Below are 18,618 nucleotides of genomic sequence, written 5' to 3'. Positions count from 1 at the left end.
CTACCGTTTTATGACAAAATAATTATAAGATTCTGATTTTAAATCGGAGGGGGATTTTCATGGGAGTATACGTTCTAACAGCCTTTGAAAAAGATGGTTCTAAAGCATTAGATGAATCGTTCGAGGCCGCAACAGAAAAAGAAGCAAAATTAAAAGGAGAAGCTATCTTACGAGAAAAAGGATTGTATGAAAAAACACATCGCTGCACATCTTCTGCAGGAAAGCTTATTTTATTCCAGCGCTAAAAAAGAAGCGTAATTCCGCTTCTTTTTTATTCAACCTCTTCATCACACCACGTAAATACCACATCAAGAATACGATTTCCAATACGCACGCGTCTATTCCACTGTCCAGTTTGAATTTGGCGCGTTAACTCTTGTTTCATTTTCTCCGTCCAGTCGTGAATGGTTCCATTCCCGTCGTACGGATATATGCCTGGAAATTCTTCCTGCAACATGCTTAAGCCTTCTACGTCCAAATGAAAATGGAAAAAGTAGTTAGCTGTTAGCGATGGTTCTTGTAATTTTAAAAACGGATCATCAATTTGCTTTCTATTTCGGTAAAAGGTAAAAATATTTACCTTTCCGCTCGTAATTTGGTCAATTTGAATTTCGTGCTTCTCTATAATCACGTCTGTCCACCTCGTTATATACTACCTTTAGTATATATGTCTTTTGAAACAAAGTTAACTATTTTACACGAAATTCACTTCCTTCATCTATGTCCCGCTCCAAAAATCAGAAGCAATATAAAAAATAACTTGAAGGGGAGAGATACTATGCATTTCGGAAGTAAAGGTTGGTACGTAAAAGAACTGAAAAAATTAGGTATTCGCACGTATGAAGGTAGAAAACTAGAATCTTATCGTGCCCACATATTAGCTCGCTTACTTGAAAAAGTAAAAAGACAATCTGCTTAACAGAAGAAAAGAAGCAACGCTTTTGAGCATTGCTTCTTTTTTCTTAATTTGTATAAAGTGAAACTTTAATCATCGGAGTTTTCTTCATCTTCACCTGTAAGGTCTTTCATTTTATCTACGTCTTTATCGTAAAAACCTGCGTTTAAGTAAGCTTCTAACGCTTTAGCAGGGCGTTCCAATCCTTTTTCCTTATTTGCAAGTTCTTTCACATCAAAATATATAGCCCCAGATACTTTTGTACCTGGATCTACCACATCAAAAGAAAGTCTATCCTCACCATATTTCGAATACGTTTTCATTTTTGACATATAGAGCAAAATCGTCTGGAGAGAATCTCAACGCTTCTTTCCCTATATTTTTAATACCTACCTTCCCTTTCAGAACTCGTCCATTAAGAGGTGTTGAATCTCGTTCAGGTAAAGTATACTCTGCACTTTCTAATGTCATCTCATAACTTTTACTCTTTTGATTCTTTTCTTCTTTCTGCCCCTTCGAAGCGCTTTCTTGTTTGACTTCCTTTGTACTTTCTAATGATTTGCAAGCGCTCATCCCCCAAGTGTAAGCACCGCTACCATACTGATACCTACAAATTTCTTAAAATACACTGTACTCTCTCCAATCCCCTTCTCTATTTACTAATCGAACAAGTAATATTACACCTTTATGTCTACAGTATATTCCATTTATATTAAATTATCTAAATACAAAAACAATTGATTTTTTAAAAGAAAAATCCCCTTATAGTAAGCAAATGCTGCCTACTATAAGGGGACCTCCTTTTTTCTATTATATACGTACCGCTGTACCACTTACCGCAACCATTAACATTCCATCACGAACAACTTCGTAATCTACATCAACACCAACAATTGCATTGGCACCTTTTCGTTTTGCCAGCTCTTTCATTTCTGCCATCGCAACATCACGCGCTTCTTTTAACTTGCTCTCATACGCCCCAGAACGACCACCGACAACATCACGAACAGAAGCAAACAAATCACGGACAACATTTGCCCCCATAATCGCTTCACCATTTACGATATCAATATACTCGATAATTTCTTTCCCTTGAATTTCATTTGTTGTTGTTACAATCATAACTGACACTCTCCTATCATATTTTTGCATTTCTTATCTTTATTATTACACGAAAATTAAAATTGGAACATAACATATAAGCAATTCATACATGTTTTAGACAATCTTTTATATTATGATCTTAAAGCACGAGAAAGCTCCGTAAAGATTACTCCTAATGCATAGGCACCGGCATCTGGATATCCTAAGCTGCGTTCTCCAACTGTACCAGCACGACCCATTCGAGCAACGATTTCTTTTGTATATTCCGCCCCCTTCACTGCAGCCTCTGCTCCTTTTTCAAAAGCCGTTTTAAAGTCTACACCATTTGTAGCACTGTCTAACCAAGACTGTACACAAGGTGCAAATGCATCCACAAGTGTTTTATCGCCTACCTCAGCTCCTCGTCCGAAAGAGCGCTCTCCAATCCATTGTATACCCTTTAAGGAAGCTTCTAATATGTTGGCCATTTCTCCAACTGTTAATTCTGTTTGCTCTCCGGCAGCCTTACTCGCAGCCCGAAAAGCCCCGCCCCAAATTGGACCAGAAGCACCGCCGCAATGTTCCATAATGACCATAGAGCACGCATCTAGAAATGTTCCAATATTGAAAGGCTCTTGTTTCAAAATCGAGCTCCATTCACGTTTCAATTGCTTGAATCCTTTCGCAACGCTCATTCCAAAATCTCCGTCGCCCGCATGCGTATCTAATTCACAAAATGGTATTTCATTTTGAATAATGACTTCACTCATTTTATCAACAAGATACACCATATTGTCTATCGTAAGCACCTCATTCTGAATTATCGCATGTTTCTCCGCTGTTTCTACTTCAAACGAAACTTGTTTTTCTTCCTCTTCCTCTAGAGGCATATATTCTACCCTCTCCACTAGACCATCTACTTGAAACGCTGGCGTATAACACTCTTTCGATAACAATGTCTTTAGCTCTTTATCCAATTTCATAATAGTTAAAGAAAGCCCAGCCATATCAATACTTGTCATATAGTTACCAACAAACGTTCTATTGATTCGTATGTTTCGTTTACTTAGTTCTCTCGTAACTGCATTGTTAAATACATACAATTCTTGAAGCGGTGTACCGCCAAAACCGTTCACTAAAACAGCAATTTCAGTCTCTTCGTCTAGCTCTAAATCTTTCAAAAGATCATTTGTCATGCGCATTGCTAGCTCATCTGCGCTCATAACTTTTTCACGTTTTCTTCCTGGCTCTCCGTGAATACCAACCCCGTATTCCATCTCATCTTCACCTAATTTGAAAGTAGGTGAACCACTAGCTGGAACCGTACAAGAAGTGAGCGCCATACCAATTGTACGAACATTCGCCACTGCTTTTTCCGCTATAGCTTTGACCTGCATTAAATCCATACCTTCTTCTGCTGCTGCACCGGCAATTTTATGTACAAGTATGACTCCAGCAACACCGCGGCGACCAACTGTATAAAGGCTATCTTCTACCGCAATATCATCATCTACGCGAACATATTCGACTCGAATGCCATCCTCAGTAGCTAAGTGAGCACCATTTTTAAAATTCATAATATCGCCGCTGTAGTTTTTAATAATAAGGAGCGTACCTTTTTTGCTCGCTGTTGCTTTAATGGCCTGATACACTTGAATTTGTGAAGGGGAAGCAAACACATCTCCGCACACTGCCGCATCTAGCATTCCTTTTCCAACTAATCCAGCATGAGCTGGTTCATGGCCACTTCCGCCACCACTAATTAATGTAACTTTATTTTCATTCATTTCTTTTTTCTTAATTACTTTATACTTTTTTAATAACTCAAGTTCTGGATGTGCCATGACCATCCCATTGCACATCTCCATGACGAGTGTTTCCGGCTTATTTATAATTTTTTTCATTTGCTATTCCACCCTTATTCGTTTTGTTGTTTTCCTAAATCATTCTTCACATGTTTACATCATTAGATGAATTCATAGAAAATTCCTGTCGCGTTCCATATCCCTTTCCGTTATGATATATTTGAAAGCGTATTGTTATTAACTACATTAAAACGAAAGCGCTTTACAGTAAACAGACAAAAAAGAACAGTTTTCATTTTTTGAAACTACTCTTTTTCTTATATGTTGCTTACAATACTTTTTTCATTTTATTTCGCACTAGTAATAGAATTCCACCTAAAATCGATAGCACCCCTAAAGGCATTGTATGAGATTCGCTCGCTCCGGCGTTAGGAAGTTCTCTATTTTCAGTTTTCGGCTTAAAAAAGGTAATGCGATTCTCCTCTTTCGCTTGTTTCTTCTGCGCTAGTTCAGAGACTTGCTTTTCTACATTTTGCTTTGCCTCTGTTAATGCAGCGATTTTATTCTCTATATTTTGCTTTTCCTGTCCCCATTCAGAGACTTTATCTTCTACTCCAGGCTGCTTCGTCTGTTTCCATTCAGCGATTTTATTTTCTATCGCTTGTTTCATTTGTTTTAGCTCGTTCACTTTCTCTTCCATCTGTTTAACAAACTGTTTTAATTCAGACACTTGCTCGTTTACATTTTGCTTTACTTGTTTCAGTTCCGTCACTTTTTTTTCTGCCGTTTGCTTTAACTGCTTAAATGCCTCTATTTTCTCTTCCACATTTTGTTTGATTTCTTTCAATTCAGGGATTTTCTCTTCTATATTTTGCTTTTCCTGTCTCAATTCAGAAACCTTGTCTTTCACATTTTGCTTCGCCTGCTTGATTTCCCCTACTTTCTCTTCTATATTTTGTTTTTTCTGTTTCCATTCATCTACTTTGTTTTCTATATTTTGCTTTTCCTGTTTCAATTCAGAGACTTTGTCTTTTATATTTTGCTTTTCTTGTTTCCATTCATCCACTTTGTTTTCTATACTTTGCTTTTCCTGTTTCAATTCAGAGACTTTATCTTTCACATTTTGCTTCGCTTGTTTCCATTCAGAAACTTTCTCATCTACACTTGGTTTAATAGAATCCTGTATTTGAGCAGGTTCATCCGCTTGAGCATGAGTCGTATCAACTCCCGTAATCATCGCTAAAGCAAGTGTGGATATCGCTACAGTCTTTTTCGTACCCATTATTTTGTACCTCTTTTCTTTCATGAGTAATGAACGATTATGTAAATTTAAAAATGTAAATCATACATATATAATATCAATATAACATTATATCAAATGTTTATAAATGGAACTAGAATAGTAGAATGATATGTACGCCCTTTTTTCGATTGGTCAACATCTCATATCGAAGCGCAGATAATGAAGCGTGCATCATTCATATAGTGTAAAAAAGAAAAACCTGTCACCAAAAGAGCCTTTTGTACGACCTTTTGGCACAGGTTTTCTTACGATTTAAGCGTTTAAACTTTCACCGTTTGTTGCAATGACTTGTTTATACCAATCAAAACTTTTCTTTTTGAATCTTTTTAATGATCCTTTTCCTTCATTATCTTTATCAACATAAATATATCCATACCGTTTCTTCATCTCACCTGTTGAAGCGCTGACAAGGTCAATTGGGCCCCAGCTTGTATATCCAATAACCTCTACCCCATCTTGGATTGCCTCTGAAAGTTCAATCATATGTTTTCGTAAATAATCGATGCGATACTCATCGTTAATCTCTTCTTCAGCATGTAATGTGTCAATTGCACCTAGACCATTTTCCACAACAAACAGCGGTTTCTGATAACGATCGTACAGTTGATTTGCTGTAATACGGAACCCTTTTGGATCAATTGTCCAGCCCCATTCTGATTTTTCAAGATACGGATTTTCAACAGAGCCAAATACATTTCCACTTGTAATGCCCTTTAATACTTCAGGGTCTGTACTTGCTGCTCGGCTAGCATAGTAGCTAAATCCAATATAATCCACTGTATATGCTTTTAAAATCTCTTCATCTTCTTTTTCCATTTCAATCTCTAAGTGATTATCTTTAAAGAATCGCTTCGCATATCCAGGATATTCACCTCTTGCTTGTACATCAATGAAAAAGAATGATTCTCTATCTTGTTCCATCGCTCGTAAAACATCATCTGGATTGCATGTATATGGATACGTCGCTCCTGCTGCAAGCATACAACCAATTTTAGCATCCGGTATTATTTCATGGCACGCTTTCACTGCTAAAGCACTTGCCACAAGCTGATGATGTGCTGCTTGATATTGAATTTGTTTTTTATTTTCGCCTTCTTTAAAAGTTAAACCAGCACCAACGAAAGGTAAATGCAGTAGCATATTAATTTCATTAAACGTCATCCAATATTTCACTTTATCTTTATATCGTTTAAAAATCGTTTTTGCATATGTTTCAAAGAAATGGATAAGCTTTCGATTTCTCCAGCTTCCATATGTTTCGACTAAATGAACAGGTACATCAAAATGAGCCATTGTCACGACCGGCTCAATTCCATATTTCAATAATTCGTCAAACAAATTATCATAAAACTGCAAACCTGTTTCATTTGGCTGTTTCTCGTCACCATTTGGAAAAATACGTGTCCACGCAATCGAAACGCGTAACGCTTTAAATCCCATTTCTGCAAACAGAGCAATATCTTCTTTATAACGATGGTAAAAATCAATTGCTTCATGCGATGGATAAAATTCTCCTTCCATCGGTGTAAAGGATTGGATATTTCCTTTCATAATATCCCAACGTTTTTCACCAGTTGGAAGGAGATCCACTGTTGTTAATCCTTTTCCATCTTCTAAATATGCTCCTTCAGCTTGGTTAGCAGCCATTGCCCCACCCCATAAAAAACCTTTTGGAAACGTAACTTTAGCCATATATGAAAACTCCTTTATATAATAATTAACGAAGGAAGGGCATGCAATATGTCTTCCCTCGTTTTAAACAATATGAAATTTCAAAAATCATTTCACTTCTAGTTCGATTACAGATTCTTCAGGTGTCACCTGACCCTTCTCTTTTATCATTACGTTATATTGATCATGATTTGTAACAACAACTGGTGTTGTCACAATATAGCCTGCGTCTTGAATTTCAGCTATGTTAAATTCAATCAATAATTGTCCTTTTTCAACATGATCTCCTTGTGCAATATGAGAAGAGAAAAATTCCCCATCTAGTTTCACAGTATCCATCCCGATATGAATTAGAAGCTCCGCCCCTGTTTCCGTCGTAATTCCTAAGGCATGATTCGTTGGAAAAAGTGCGGAAACTGTACCAGAAACTGGTGAAAATAATTTTCCTTCTGAAGGTTCAATCGCTACCCCTTTCCCAAGAACGCCTGAGGCAAACGCTGCATCTTCAATATCTTTTAACGGTTTTACTTCTCCATAAAAAGGACTCACAATGACTTCACTATTCATAGTAGCATGAACTTCCTCGTGCTGAGATGGTTTTGTCTGGTCAGGATTTACTTGAACAGATTGTCCCTTTTTCTTTACACCAAACAAGTAAGTAAGTACAAATCCTAATACAAATGCAACAATCATCGCAATAATAGATCCCCATAATCCCGCTGTAATGCCTGTTTTTGAACTAACAAATGTTGGAATTTGAAATATTCCAAGGCCACCTGCCATATACGCCTTTGTACCAAATACACCAAGAATTCCTCCGCCAATACCACCAGCGATACAACTTATAACGAAAGGTTTTTTCTGCGGAAGTGTAATCCCATAAATAGCTGGCTCTGTAATCCCGAAAATACCAGAAATAAAAGCGGGCATACTAAGTTCTTTCAATTTCTTCTCATTTGTTTTTATCCAAACACCAAGAACAGCACCAATTTGTGCAAAAGAAGCAGCGAATATAAGAGCTAATATTGGATCTTCACCATGTACTGCTAAATTATTAAATCCAATTGGTACAATACCCCAATGAAGACCAAAGATAACAAACAATTGCCAAAACGCTCCAAGGAAAATACCTGCGACTAACGGACTTAAATGATACGCCCATAGTGTAGCTTGTCCTAAAAATTGACCTGCCCATGTTGCAATTGGTCCAATGACAAGAAAGGTAATCGGTACAATAATCAGCAATGTGAAAAATGGCACTAAAAATGTTTTCACAACATCTGGAATGACTTTCTTTAACTCTTTTTCTACTTTAGCGGCAAAATAAGTAGCTAAAATAATCGGAATAACAGATGACGCATAATTCATTAAAATAACAGGTATACCTAAAAAAGTAATATGAATAGGTGATTCAAACATTGTCCCTGCAAATAATGTATAAAGCGGTTTCCCGGCTGTTAAACCAGCTAAAGCTGGATAAACAAGCGCACCGCCAATTGCCATCCCAATAAATGGTGCACCATGAAACTTTTTACTCGCTGTATAACCTAGAAAGATTGGGAAGAAGTAAAATAATGAATCTCCAACTGCATTTAAGATTTGATAAGTTCCTGATTCTTGACTTAACCAGCCTAATGCTAAAATAAGCGCATTAAAACCTTTAATCATCCCTGTTGCGGCTAGTACACTTAAAACAGGTGTAAAAATACTAGAAACAATATCTATAAAACTACTTTTCTTTTGGTCATCAATATTTTCATCCTCTTTCGTCTGAAAGCCTCCAACCGTGACAACCGCTTTATACACATCAGCAACATGATTGCCAATTACAACTTGATACTGTCCGCCGCTTTTCATAACGGTAACAACATCATCCATATTTTTCAGCACTTCTGTATTTGCTTTTCCCTCATCTTTTAATTGAAATCTTAGGCGGGTAATACAGTGAACCACACTATTTATATTTTCGGTTCCACCAACATTTTTAAGAATATCTTTTGCTAATTGTTCGTATTTCATCGCATGCACGCCTCCCTTTTTCAGTCATTCTAAAAATAAAAACCTAAACTAATCCCCACCTGCACAAAATTATTTTCATGCAAATGGAAATTAATTTAGGTTTTGCCTGCTAATCAGTAACAATCCTATATTTTATTCAAATTGATTCCCGCTTCGTTACACGGTGGATATGAAGCGTTACATACATTTTTTCATCTTTCGAAAGAAGAGTGTTATGTCTACTACGTAAATACTCTTCTATTTTCTCTGTACAACGATAAGCTTCGTTGTACTTTTGTTTGACTTGCTCAAATAAAAAGTCATCTTCATTTGAGCTTGATTCATGCTGAAGTAAACGTTGAGCAAAATATCGTAAGTGAGTGACAAATCGGCTATAGTTAAATGAATTTTCATCTAAATCCATCTTATAATGATACTTCACAATATTTAAAATATCTTGAACAATTTTTGTCATTGTTACTGTTTGCTGCATTTCTGGTTCCCCTTGCTGAGCATTTACTAAATGAAGTGCAATCGAACCAGCCTCATCCTCTGAAAGCCTAATACCTGTTTCTTTTTCAATAATCTCTAAAGCTCGTAAACCAATTTCAAACTCTGTTTGATAAAACTTTTTGATTTCCCAAAGAAGTGCATTTTTCAGCTCAATCCCTTCTTTATGCCGCGTGAACACAAAGCTAAGGTGATCTGTTAATGTAAGATAAATATACTCGCTTAAACGGCTCGGCAAAATAGTTTTCGCTAATTGTACAATTTGCTCTGTCACTTCTAAATGCTCTACAGGAATCTCAGTTAATAACGTAGCAAGCTTCTCAGATACTTCTTTTGTTTCTAAAACGAATGTTTTTTCTATTTTAGATTCATCAATTGTATCCCCCACTTTTTTCTGAAATCCTAAACCTCTACCCATCAATATAATTTCACTATTATTCTCTTTTATCGTACAAACAACATTATTATTTAAAATTTTATGGATTTTCATTTTGTTCGCCTCTTTTTATTTCTAATGTGATCACAAATAATAAAAAAAACCTAAACTGATTCCCCAAAACTACATAGCAATAGTAGTCTTCGAATCAATTTAGGTTTTGCCTGCCGAACAGTAACAATCCTTTAAGTTTGACTTCATTATACACAAACAAGTAAGCGTTTGCAACAAGATAATAGAAGAACTTTAAACAAAAATGTGAACGTTTAAAACATAGAAATCTATTTTGGGTATTCATGCGGTTAAAAAGATAAAACTCGAACGATTCCAGTGCCATTTGTACGGGCAGTTGATTGCATTATGTCTTATTGCCAGTATAACTTATAAAATGCGGAGGCTCATTTGGGAGAAGAAACATAAAGAGACCAGTGAATAAATATAAGGCAACATATATTACATATATTTATTTTCCAAGTATACGCGATGTGCTGTTCACATCCTGTCGAGACATGATTCCCATTCTTGTCAGATTGTTCGAAGACCTATCAAAAAATGGTAGGAAAGCACATCGGTATACCAAATATTCACCATTTGATATTCTTGATATCACTCAAGAATATACAAATTCACTTCAACATACCGTTTAAAAAAATAATTATGTTGAAGTCTTATTTGAATATATCTAAATATAGAAACTTGTATTCTATATCTAACAAACCTAAAGTTGTATAAATCTTTTTAAACTATTTTCACATTCATATTTATACATACATATATTATTCGTGAGGAAACGATTTCCTAATTCTATAAAATAAATATTTTTTATATTACATTTCTCAAAAAATATATGTAATGAGGATACATTATTTTAAGCTGTTATACAAATACCTTTTAATTTGTATAAAGAAAAGGATGATTGTATTGGAAATTAAAGGAGCTCAAGGGATATATGATGATGTTATTAGTCTAGGGAACAATTGTTATACTGCTATCCATCTAAGAAAATATGGGCTACGTAAATATGCTGGTCCTCTAGATTGGTTTGTGTCTCCAGACCTTTCTTCTATTAATAAATTACTAAAAAATAACTTTATAGACTTTATGGACTTGAAAAATATGCATGCATTGCCAGATAAAAATGTTCTTTTTCATGATGGCGTAATACAACCTGTTTATTCTCACATTGTAAAAGACATCAAATATAACGTAACATCCTATCATGATTTCCCTATCATCTCAAATAAAGATTGGTTTATCACATACCAAGATTTCAAACAAAAATTAGATCGAAGGATTGATAATTTTTACAAAAGAATGCAAAATTCTCAATCTATTTTATTTGTTAGATGGGGCGGAGATTTGACTGAAACGTTAGAGTTACAATTAATTTTATCAAATATTGTTAAAAATAACTTTAAGATACTTTTACTCTATCCAACAGGACTTGAAAATGAGATACATGAGTTGGAATGGGGCATAAATCATGTCTTTCCAATTCAAGTTTCAAGTAATTATCTAAATAAAAGAACTTGGTATATCCTTTTAAAAGATATACACTTAAGCTGAAAAATACAACATGACGATCATTCAAATCGTTATTAGAATTTATGTGACCCCTCTCCTATTTCTTTGGATACTTATCAATTTCATTAATATAGTTTAATAATTGTATGACACGTTTATCATATGTGTGATGTTTTAAAGTTCTAATCAGCCCATTTTTCGCTATTTGCTTCCTCTCTTTTACATTTTCTAAATAATATTCCGCTTTTTCTATAAACTCTTGTGGATTACAAAAAGTTTCTATTTCAACACTTGGTATATAGTGCTTCGCTATATCTGGACGTATATCAGTTAACTGAAAAGAACCTGAGGAATTAATTTCAAATGTTCTATTATTTACTGAATATGCAGCAATATTTGCTGCATTACTATTCATGTCCTTATCATATGGTGAACGGTGCAAATTAATATTAATTTTAGTAGATACATAATATTGTAACGCATCTTCATATTTACCAAGTGGCAAGAGTTTTATCTTATCTTTCAAGATTTTATAACTCTTCAATTTTTCCCAACCAAATCCTACAATTTTCAAGTTCTTACAAACTAAATATTCAGAAATTGAGTCAATGAATTCAATTCTATTTTTAAACGCTGTACCAATAAAACTAATTTCATAATGATTAGACTTATCTTTAAAATCGGGTTTATATACGTTATGATCCGCTGCTAAAGGGAGATAAAAAACATTTTTACATCCCCTGCTCCTATAAAATTTAATACAATTTAAATCCTGAGTAAATATGTAGTCATAATATGGAACAATATTTTGGGTTAAATCCATATAATAGGGATCATCTGTCAACCAAATTCCTGTCGTAAAGCCCAATTTCTTTAATTCAGGGATGATTTGATTAAACTCTTCTCTTAAACCATGCAATACCAAAATAAAATCCGGCTTTGTCCGTACTGCTGTTTTTATTGCTTTCTCTATATGTACCATCATTACATTGCTACTTGCCCTTTGTAGACTATTAAAAATTGCTGTTTCTAGTGCTGGGAAATAAAAAGGAGTTCCTGATCGAATAAATAAGATTTTTTTAACATTATTTTCGTTCATGTCAATCCTCCTGTATACGATTCACCCTATTTTTGAGAAAATACTTCTTGATATACTGGATTTAGACGAAGGTCTTGTGTGTGTGCTGCAACACCGATAAATTTTGACTCCAATTCTTCTAAAGTTGTTCCATAGGAAGTTTTTAAGGCACTCCAACGCTGCGAAAGAGTCGGGGCAATTTGCAACTTTCTTTTTTTTATTTGATCATTCCATGGACTAAAATAAAACTTTAGCACAAGGGCGGGCAAGGTATACAATTCAAATGGATAAGCGGATGAATGCCTCCCTGGTGTATAGTATCCCTTTTTATAGTTATGAATTAATCTCCAACTCTTGGTAAGATATGGATCATGTGGAAAATATCCATGAAACCTCTGTTTCACTAGAGGTTTAGAATACCTTGGATTAGAATAATAATTATTTAAAGGATCCACCATTAAAATCATTCGAATCGCATACATTCTTTTTTGCAGCTCATTTAATGAATGAAAGAAGCTTGTTTTATTTTGACAACAAAGAAATTCTGTAGTGTTTAAAGTCATCTTCCAACCGTTCACTTCACTTTCAATATCCATAACTTCATTATCAACTTGTTCTGCATCAAACTCAGGTACCTTTGAAGTTCTCACTTCCCAGTCTGGTGCAAATATTTTACACATTTCTACCGATCGATCTGTAGAACCCCTATTAATTAAAATCCCATGATTAAAGATCTGTTTATGATGCATTAACCACCAAGGTAGCAAGTATTCTTCATTATAAAAGTGAGAGATTAAAGTTGCAATAATATCCCCCTCCTAAACGATTCTTTACTACCATATATAAGCAACCGTTTTGTCCATTATGAGAAGATTAAATATTTTTCGTTATAAAACTCTCCGTAAAGCCATATGTTATTATTGCAGATTGTTTTCCAGGGATGTCATACAACTTCCTTGTTTTCAGTAACCAATTTTGGTTACTTTTTTCATGCAAATTATCATGTGTTTTATTCATAGACCTGTTATCACTTCATATAATAATTGTTGATATGGCCATTAAAAAATACCTTTTAAACTGGGGGATTTCAGATATGAAAGCTGTAATTCTTGCTGGTGGATATGGTACTCGAATTGGTGAAGAAACACATTTGAAACCAAAGCCGATGATTGAAATTGGCACAAAGCCCATTCTCTGGCATATTATGCGTTTATTTCATTATTATGGAATTACTGAGTTTATTATTTGTTTAGGATATAAAGGCTATGCTATTAAAGAATTTTTTCTGAATTACAATTTACACATGTCTGATTTCACAATTCATTTAAAAGATAATACCATTACGAATCATTTTCATCATATAGAACCATGGCAGATTACACTCATTGATACGGGAGAAAACACTCAAACTGCTGGGCGGGTAAAAAGAATACAAAAATATATAGACGAGGATTCTTTTTTCCTCACTTACGGCGATGGATTAAGTAATGTAAATTTAAAAAAACTTGCTGAATTTCATAAAAAGCACGGAAAAATCGCCACCGTAACTGCAGTGCAACCTCCTGGTAGATTCGGTTCTCTCATTATGAATGGCACATCTGTCTCAGCTTTTAAAGAAAAACCACTAGGAGATGGGAACTGGATAAACGGGGGGTTCTTCGTTTTAAATACAGATGTTTTCAACTATATTAAAGATGATACATCTGTATTTGAAACCGATACTCTCGTACAGTTAGCTGCTAAAAATGAACTCGAAGCATATCGACATACAGGCTTTTGGCATCCGATGGACACACTTCGTGATAAGAAAAAATTAGTAGAGTTGTGGGAAAGTAACTATGCTCCATGGAAGGTTTGGTAAAATGCACTCTTCAAATTTTTGGCATAAGAAAAAAGTATTTATTACTGGGCACACTGGCTTTAAAGGAACTTGGCTAACACTTTTTTTACATTCTTTAGGCGCAGAAATAACCGGCTACTCTTCTCCTCCCTCCTCAACACCATATTTATTCGAACAATCGAACGCTATGAAAAAATGCCGTTCATTTACAGGGGATATTACAGATTACGATTCTTTATTACAAGTCATAAAACAAAATAAACCAAATATTATTTTTCACCTAGCGGCACAGCCGATTGTCACTGCTTCATACAAAAATCCAATTGATACATTTAAAGTAAATGTTTTAGGTACAGCGCACGTATTAGAAGCCGCAAAACATGTTGACAGCGTACAGGTTATGATTAATGTTACTAGTGATAAGTGTTATGAAAACGACGGGACAGGCAATCGAGCATTTAAAGAGAGCGATCGGTTAGGTGGGCATGATCCCTATAGCGCTAGTAAGGCTTGCGCTGAATTAGTAGCACTTTCCTATCAAAAGTCTTTCTTTGAGTATTCCCCCAAACTTGCCTCTGTAAGAGCCGGAAACGTAATTGGTGGCGGAGACTGGGCAGAAGACCGATTACTTCCAGATATTATTCGTTCCTATTTACATGGTGCAACATTAAACATTAGAAATCCTCATGCAATTCGTCCCTGGCAGCATGTATTAGATCCTCTACACGGATATATCCTTTTAGCAGAGAAGCTTTGGGATAATGATCAATATATTGATGCTTGGAATTTTGGGCCAAATAATCAAACTCACATAACAGTTCATGAACTTATTCAATCTGTAATTAAGCTTTGGGATAAACCATTAAACATACTGCTCCCTACTACTCTACAACCTTATGAAGCCCCCATCTTAACACTTGATAGTACAAAGGCGATGTCTGAACTTGGTTGGTCTCCAAAACTACCGATAGAAGACTCTATTTCTTGGACCGTCGAATGGTACAAAAAATATGCATGTGGTGAAAACATAGAATCCTTTACAAACGATCAAATAGATGCATTTAAAAAATTATAGGGAGGCTATACAATGAATCAGAAAAAATGTCGCTTTTGTCACACATTACTAAAGTACACTTTTTTAGATTTAGGTGTTTCCCCCCTCGCAAATTCATTTATAACCTCAGAACATGCACACAAAATGGAATCTTTCTATCCATTGCATACGTTCGTTTGTCATAATTGTTTACTTGTCCAACTAGATGAATTCGAATCCCCACAAAATATTTTTCATGATTATTTATACTTTAGCTCTTACTCCTCAAGTTGGCTATTGCATGCGAAACAATACGTAGAAATGGCAATGGGACGATTCAAATTAACTAAAGACTCACAAGTCATTGAAATTGCAAGCAATGATGGATACTTACTCCAATATTTTCAAAAAGAAAATATTCCAAGTTTAGGGATTGAACCTGCAAAAAATGTTGCCAATATTGCCATTCAAAAAGGAATCCCAACTAAAATAGAATTCTTTAGCAACAATGTAGCAAAACAATTAACAGACGAAAATTCCCAAGCTGATTTAATTATTGCAAATAACGTATTAGCTCACGTCCCTCATTTACACGATTTTATCGCCGGTTTAAAAACTTTATTGAAGCCAAATGGCAGTATAACGATTGAATTCCCACACTTATTAAATCTCATATCTTTAAAACAATTTGACACAATTTATCACGAACACTTCTCCTATTTTTCACTCATATGTCTTCAAAAGATCTTCTCTCACCATAACTTGCAAATTATAGATGCAGAGGAACTCCCCACACATGGTGGTTCATTACGTTTATTTATACAGCATATCAACAGAGATACAAAAATAAGTGAAAACGTATCAAATATTATGCAAAAAGAAATGGATTACGGTTTAGATAAACTAGATTCCTATCTTCTTTTCGCTAAAGAAGTGAAACAATTAAAAATGGATATTTTAAAATTTTTTATTGACGTACACTCTTTAAATAAACAAATTATCGGTTATGGTGCCCCCGCGAAAGGGAATACTCTATTAAATTATTGCGGCATCGGGAAAGAATTTCTTCCTTATACTGTCGATAAAAACCCTTATAAACAAAATCTATTTTTGCCAGGGACTCGCATCCCCGTAAAATCAATAGAAGAAATCATACGCACAAAACCAGATTATATTTTCATATTACCGTGGAATTTAAAAGAAGAGATTATGAAAGAATGCTCATTTATAAAGGAATGGGGTGGGAAGTTTGTTGTGGCAATTCCTAAAGTTGAAGTGATTAAATCATGAAAAAAGTCCTTGTAACGGGTGGGAATGGTTGGATTGGTAAATATGTAGTACATTTCCTTGTACAAATGGGCTATGAAGTTCACGCAACTTACAATAAAAATAAACCACCTCAGCAACTTATTTGTCATTGGCACAAAGTAAATTTACTTTGTGATGAAGAAATAAAAAAACTCATATTCCATCTTCAACCGAGTCATCTTGTTCTTTTAGCTTGGGAGGCTGTACCACCAAAATGTTATGAATCTATTAACAATTTTTATTGGTTACAATCTAGTATTACATTAATCCAACATTTCTCATATTGTGGTGGCCAAAGAATTGTCGTTGCTGGCACAGGTGCAGAATATCAATGGATAAACGGTGTATTATATGAAGATTCTAAACTTCTATGTTATAAAAACCCTTATTCTTTATGCAAAAATGCATTACATTCTTGGTTACAATCATACGCTAAGCAAACAAATCTCAGTGTATGTTGGAGCCGAATTTTCCATTTATACGGCCCTCATGAACAGGGGAATCGCCTTATTTCTCACATTATTACTTCCTTATTAAAAAACAAAGAAGCTTTATGTACACACGGAGAACAATCTCGAGATTTCCTCCATGTAAGCGATGTTGCTAACGCCCTTGTATCACTATTACATTCTCAAATTACAGGCACTGTTAACATAGCTTCTGGCCACTCTATTCAAATTAAAGAAATTGCGAATATAATCGCAAACAAAATGAATAAAGAACATTTAATTAAGTTAGGTGCAATTCCTTTTTCAAAAGATGAACCTTTATTTATCGGCGTAAATGTTACACGTTTAAAATATGAACTAAACTGGAAACCATCATATGATATTCATTCCGGTATTGAAGAAACAATCGTATGGTGGAAAAATAACGATTCAAAAACATAACGGTAGGTCTCATATAATAAGCCTTGTACATGAACATTACTTTGCTCGTCAATAAAGTGATTTCCCACTACAAATGTTCCTTTGTTCCCATACTAATCACACTCAAATACCGCCCTATCAAAATACATAAGATAAATGCCAATTAACAAAAAAAATAAAACTAACTAGCACTATACTTAAAAAGATGAAACTTATCATTTTTTCATCGTACTCATCCTCCTATTTCGTTTTCTTTCTTCGGCTCGTGATATACGGATACTATCATAAAACTCGATTTTGAAGAGCGGTGTGTTATAAAAAGAAAATTGGTTCTATAAGTGGTGAACAATCTAAACTTATAGAACCAATTTATAAATGATTGAAAGCTATTTTTAATGATATTTCATTCAAAAGTTTCCTTATCCCTGTTTACTCTTCACCTTCATTTATTCCTCATATATAAACTTCCCATACTCCTTCAAAAACCGCAGCTTTATCCCTCCAACAGGTCCATTTCGATGCTTTGCGCTTTGAATTTCTGTCATATCTTTATGCTCCGTTTCCTTATTGTAAGGATCTTCTCGGTACATCAGCATAATCAAGTCCACATCTTGTTCAATTTTCCCTGTCTCCCTTAAGTCACATAAAAACGGTCGTTTTCTTGCCGGGATTCTACTTCACGGGACAATTGTGACAGTGCGATTATACACACATTTAAATCACGTGCCATCCCTTTTAGTTTACGAGAGATTTCACTCATTTCTTGAAACCGATTTCCTCTATAATTTAAATCTCCTGTAATCAGCTGTAAGTAATCGATGATCACAAGTAACCTTTTCCTTCATACTTTCTCTTCAGCTTCCGCTTCTTCTACTTCACTCAGCTTTGTATAGCCCTTTCCATGCCACTCTCACAAAATCCCCTTCACATCAGCAATCGTTCGTTTATTATTTTCAAAAGCAATCTGGAGTGCCTTTAACACAAGCTCCTCCGATAAATCCGCCATCCACTCGCTCAATTCCTCCGCCACATAAGGCGATACACTGCCATTTCTATTCCTCCATTCCTTAATGAAACATATGTAACGAATCGTTCCATCATGTATATAGGAATCAACGAGGAAGTTTGGCGGGATAATTGTATATTTTTTCACAACTACTATTCTTCGAAGAAAGGCTTGTAGTCGCTTTATTTTTGATTTTGTTTCTTTTTAATGATTTATGTATGGCAGGGACTTAGAAAGGATTCTTATCATATAGTGAGCC

General features: G+C 34.9%; 16 protein-coding genes and 4 pseudogenes. 8 read left to right on the top strand and 12 right to left on the bottom strand.

The window, feature by feature from the left end; translation table 11 throughout:
• Positions 1-59 precede the first annotated feature (59 nt).
• Positions 60-245 carry a YhzD family protein gene (locus BCER98_RS04425; protein ID WP_011983885.1) on the top strand — a complete coding sequence of 62 codons (186 nt, stop codon included), beginning with the start codon at positions 60-62 and terminating at the stop codon, positions 243-245.
• Positions 246-271: 26 nt separating this feature from the next.
• Here the strand turns inward: BCER98_RS04425 and BCER98_RS04420 are convergent, their stop codons facing one another.
• Positions 272-631 (bottom strand): hypothetical protein, encoded by a 360-nt coding sequence (locus BCER98_RS04420; protein WP_011983884.1) that lies wholly within the window; start codon positions 629-631, stop codon positions 272-274.
• A gap of 147 nt (positions 632-778) precedes the next feature.
• On the opposite strand from BCER98_RS04420, the gene BCER98_RS20645 reads away from it, so the two are divergent.
• Positions 779-919 (top strand): YflJ family protein, encoded by a 141-nt coding sequence (locus tag BCER98_RS20645; protein WP_011983883.1) that lies wholly within the window; start codon positions 779-781, stop codon positions 917-919.
• 65 nt (positions 920-984) lie between these two features.
• Here the strand turns inward: BCER98_RS20645 and BCER98_RS04415 are convergent, their stop codons facing one another.
• The 7 genes from BCER98_RS04415 to licT form a co-directional block, all read right to left on the bottom strand.
• Positions 985-1,227, bottom strand: coding sequence for a DUF5105 domain-containing protein (locus BCER98_RS04415; protein WP_041809502.1), 243 nt, complete (start codon positions 1,225-1,227; stop codon positions 985-987).
• A gap of 478 nt (positions 1,228-1,705) precedes the next feature.
• On the bottom strand, positions 1,706-2,017 hold the full coding sequence (locus BCER98_RS04405) for a heavy metal-binding domain-containing protein (RefSeq protein ID WP_011983880.1): 312 nt from the start codon (positions 2,015-2,017) through the stop codon (positions 1,706-1,708).
• Between the two features lie 113 nt (positions 2,018-2,130).
• Positions 2,131-3,882, bottom strand: a complete 1,752-nt coding sequence (gene dhaK / locus BCER98_RS20640; RefSeq protein ID WP_011983879.1) for a dihydroxyacetone kinase subunit DhaK — start codon at positions 3,880-3,882, stop codon at positions 2,131-2,133.
• Between the two features lie 229 nt (positions 3,883-4,111).
• Positions 4,112-5,065: a cell wall anchor gene (locus tag BCER98_RS04395; protein WP_011983878.1), complete on the bottom strand. Its 954-nt coding sequence runs from the start codon at positions 5,063-5,065 to the stop codon at positions 4,112-4,114.
• A gap of 273 nt (positions 5,066-5,338) precedes the next feature.
• Positions 5,339-6,778 (bottom strand): 6-phospho-beta-glucosidase, encoded by a 1,440-nt coding sequence (locus BCER98_RS04390; RefSeq protein WP_011983877.1) that lies wholly within the window; start codon positions 6,776-6,778, stop codon positions 5,339-5,341.
• 87 nt (positions 6,779-6,865) lie between these two features.
• A complete protein-coding gene (locus tag BCER98_RS04385) occupies positions 6,866-8,776 on the bottom strand; it encodes a beta-glucoside-specific PTS transporter subunit IIABC (RefSeq protein WP_011983876.1) in 1,911 nt (636 codons plus the stop codon).
• 136 nt (positions 8,777-8,912) lie between these two features.
• Positions 8,913-9,755 carry a BglG family transcription antiterminator LicT gene (licT, locus tag BCER98_RS04380; protein WP_011983875.1) on the bottom strand — a complete coding sequence of 281 codons (843 nt, stop codon included), beginning with the start codon at positions 9,753-9,755 and terminating at the stop codon, positions 8,913-8,915.
• A 223-nt stretch (positions 9,756-9,978) separates the two neighbouring features.
• Between licT and BCER98_RS21665 the strand changes: the two are divergent.
• Both BCER98_RS21665 and BCER98_RS04375 read left to right on the top strand, forming a co-directional pair.
• Positions 9,979-10,260, top strand: a pseudogene (locus BCER98_RS21665) (IS4 family transposase); the annotation flags it as partial.
• A 353-nt stretch (positions 10,261-10,613) separates the two neighbouring features.
• Positions 10,614-11,267, top strand: a complete 654-nt coding sequence (locus BCER98_RS04375) for a DUF1796 family putative cysteine peptidase (protein ID WP_081428349.1) — start codon at positions 10,614-10,616, stop codon at positions 11,265-11,267.
• 55 nt (positions 11,268-11,322) lie between these two features.
• Here the strand turns inward: BCER98_RS04375 and BCER98_RS04370 are convergent, their stop codons facing one another.
• Complete coding sequence (locus BCER98_RS04370) at positions 11,323-12,324, bottom strand: CgeB family protein (RefSeq protein WP_011983873.1); 1,002 nt, start codon at positions 12,322-12,324, stop codon at positions 11,323-11,325.
• 26 nt (positions 12,325-12,350) lie between these two features.
• On the bottom strand, positions 12,351-13,112 hold the full coding sequence (locus BCER98_RS04365) for a glycosyltransferase family 2 protein (RefSeq protein WP_087094582.1): 762 nt from the start codon (positions 13,110-13,112) through the stop codon (positions 12,351-12,353).
• Between the two features lie 284 nt (positions 13,113-13,396).
• Between BCER98_RS04365 and rfbF the strand changes: the two genes are divergently transcribed.
• The 4 genes and pseudogenes from rfbF (at position 13,397) to BCER98_RS04345 (ending at position 17,429) form a co-directional block, all read left to right on the top strand.
• Positions 13,397-14,164, top strand: a complete 768-nt coding sequence (gene rfbF, locus BCER98_RS04360; RefSeq protein ID WP_011983871.1) for a glucose-1-phosphate cytidylyltransferase — start codon at positions 13,397-13,399, stop codon at positions 14,162-14,164.
• Between the two features lies 1 nt (position 14,165).
• On the top strand, positions 14,166-15,218 hold the full coding sequence (gene rfbG / locus BCER98_RS04355) for a CDP-glucose 4,6-dehydratase (RefSeq protein ID WP_041809492.1): 1,053 nt from the start codon (positions 14,166-14,168) through the stop codon (positions 15,216-15,218).
• A gap of 12 nt (positions 15,219-15,230) precedes the next feature.
• Positions 15,231-16,466 carry a class I SAM-dependent methyltransferase gene (locus tag BCER98_RS04350; RefSeq protein WP_011983869.1) on the top strand — a complete coding sequence of 412 codons (1,236 nt, stop codon included), beginning with the start codon at positions 15,231-15,233 and terminating at the stop codon, positions 16,464-16,466.
• Positions 16,463-17,429: pseudogene (locus BCER98_RS04345) on the top strand (NAD-dependent epimerase/dehydratase family protein). The gene BCER98_RS04350 and the pseudogene BCER98_RS04345 overlap by 4 nt, the downstream one beginning before the upstream one ends.
• 370 nt (positions 17,430-17,799) lie before the next feature.
• Here BCER98_RS04345 and BCER98_RS20635 read toward each other — a convergent pair.
• Both BCER98_RS20635 and BCER98_RS21660 read right to left on the bottom strand, forming a co-directional pair.
• Positions 17,800-18,217: pseudogene (locus BCER98_RS20635) on the bottom strand (DnaB-like helicase C-terminal domain-containing protein); the annotation flags it as partial.
• A gap of 49 nt (positions 18,218-18,266) precedes the next feature.
• A pseudogene (locus tag BCER98_RS21660) lies at positions 18,267-18,458 on the bottom strand (DnaD domain protein); the annotation flags it as partial.
• Between the last annotated feature and the right edge of the window lie 160 nt (positions 18,459-18,618).

The sequence above is a fragment of the Bacillus cytotoxicus NVH 391-98 genome (assembly GCF_000017425.1).
Classification (GTDB): Bacteria; Bacillota; Bacilli; order Bacillales; family Bacillaceae_G; genus Bacillus_A; species Bacillus_A cytotoxicus.
The sequence above is the reverse complement of the archived record's forward strand: the minus strand, read 5'-3'. Positions and strand labels throughout refer to the sequence as shown.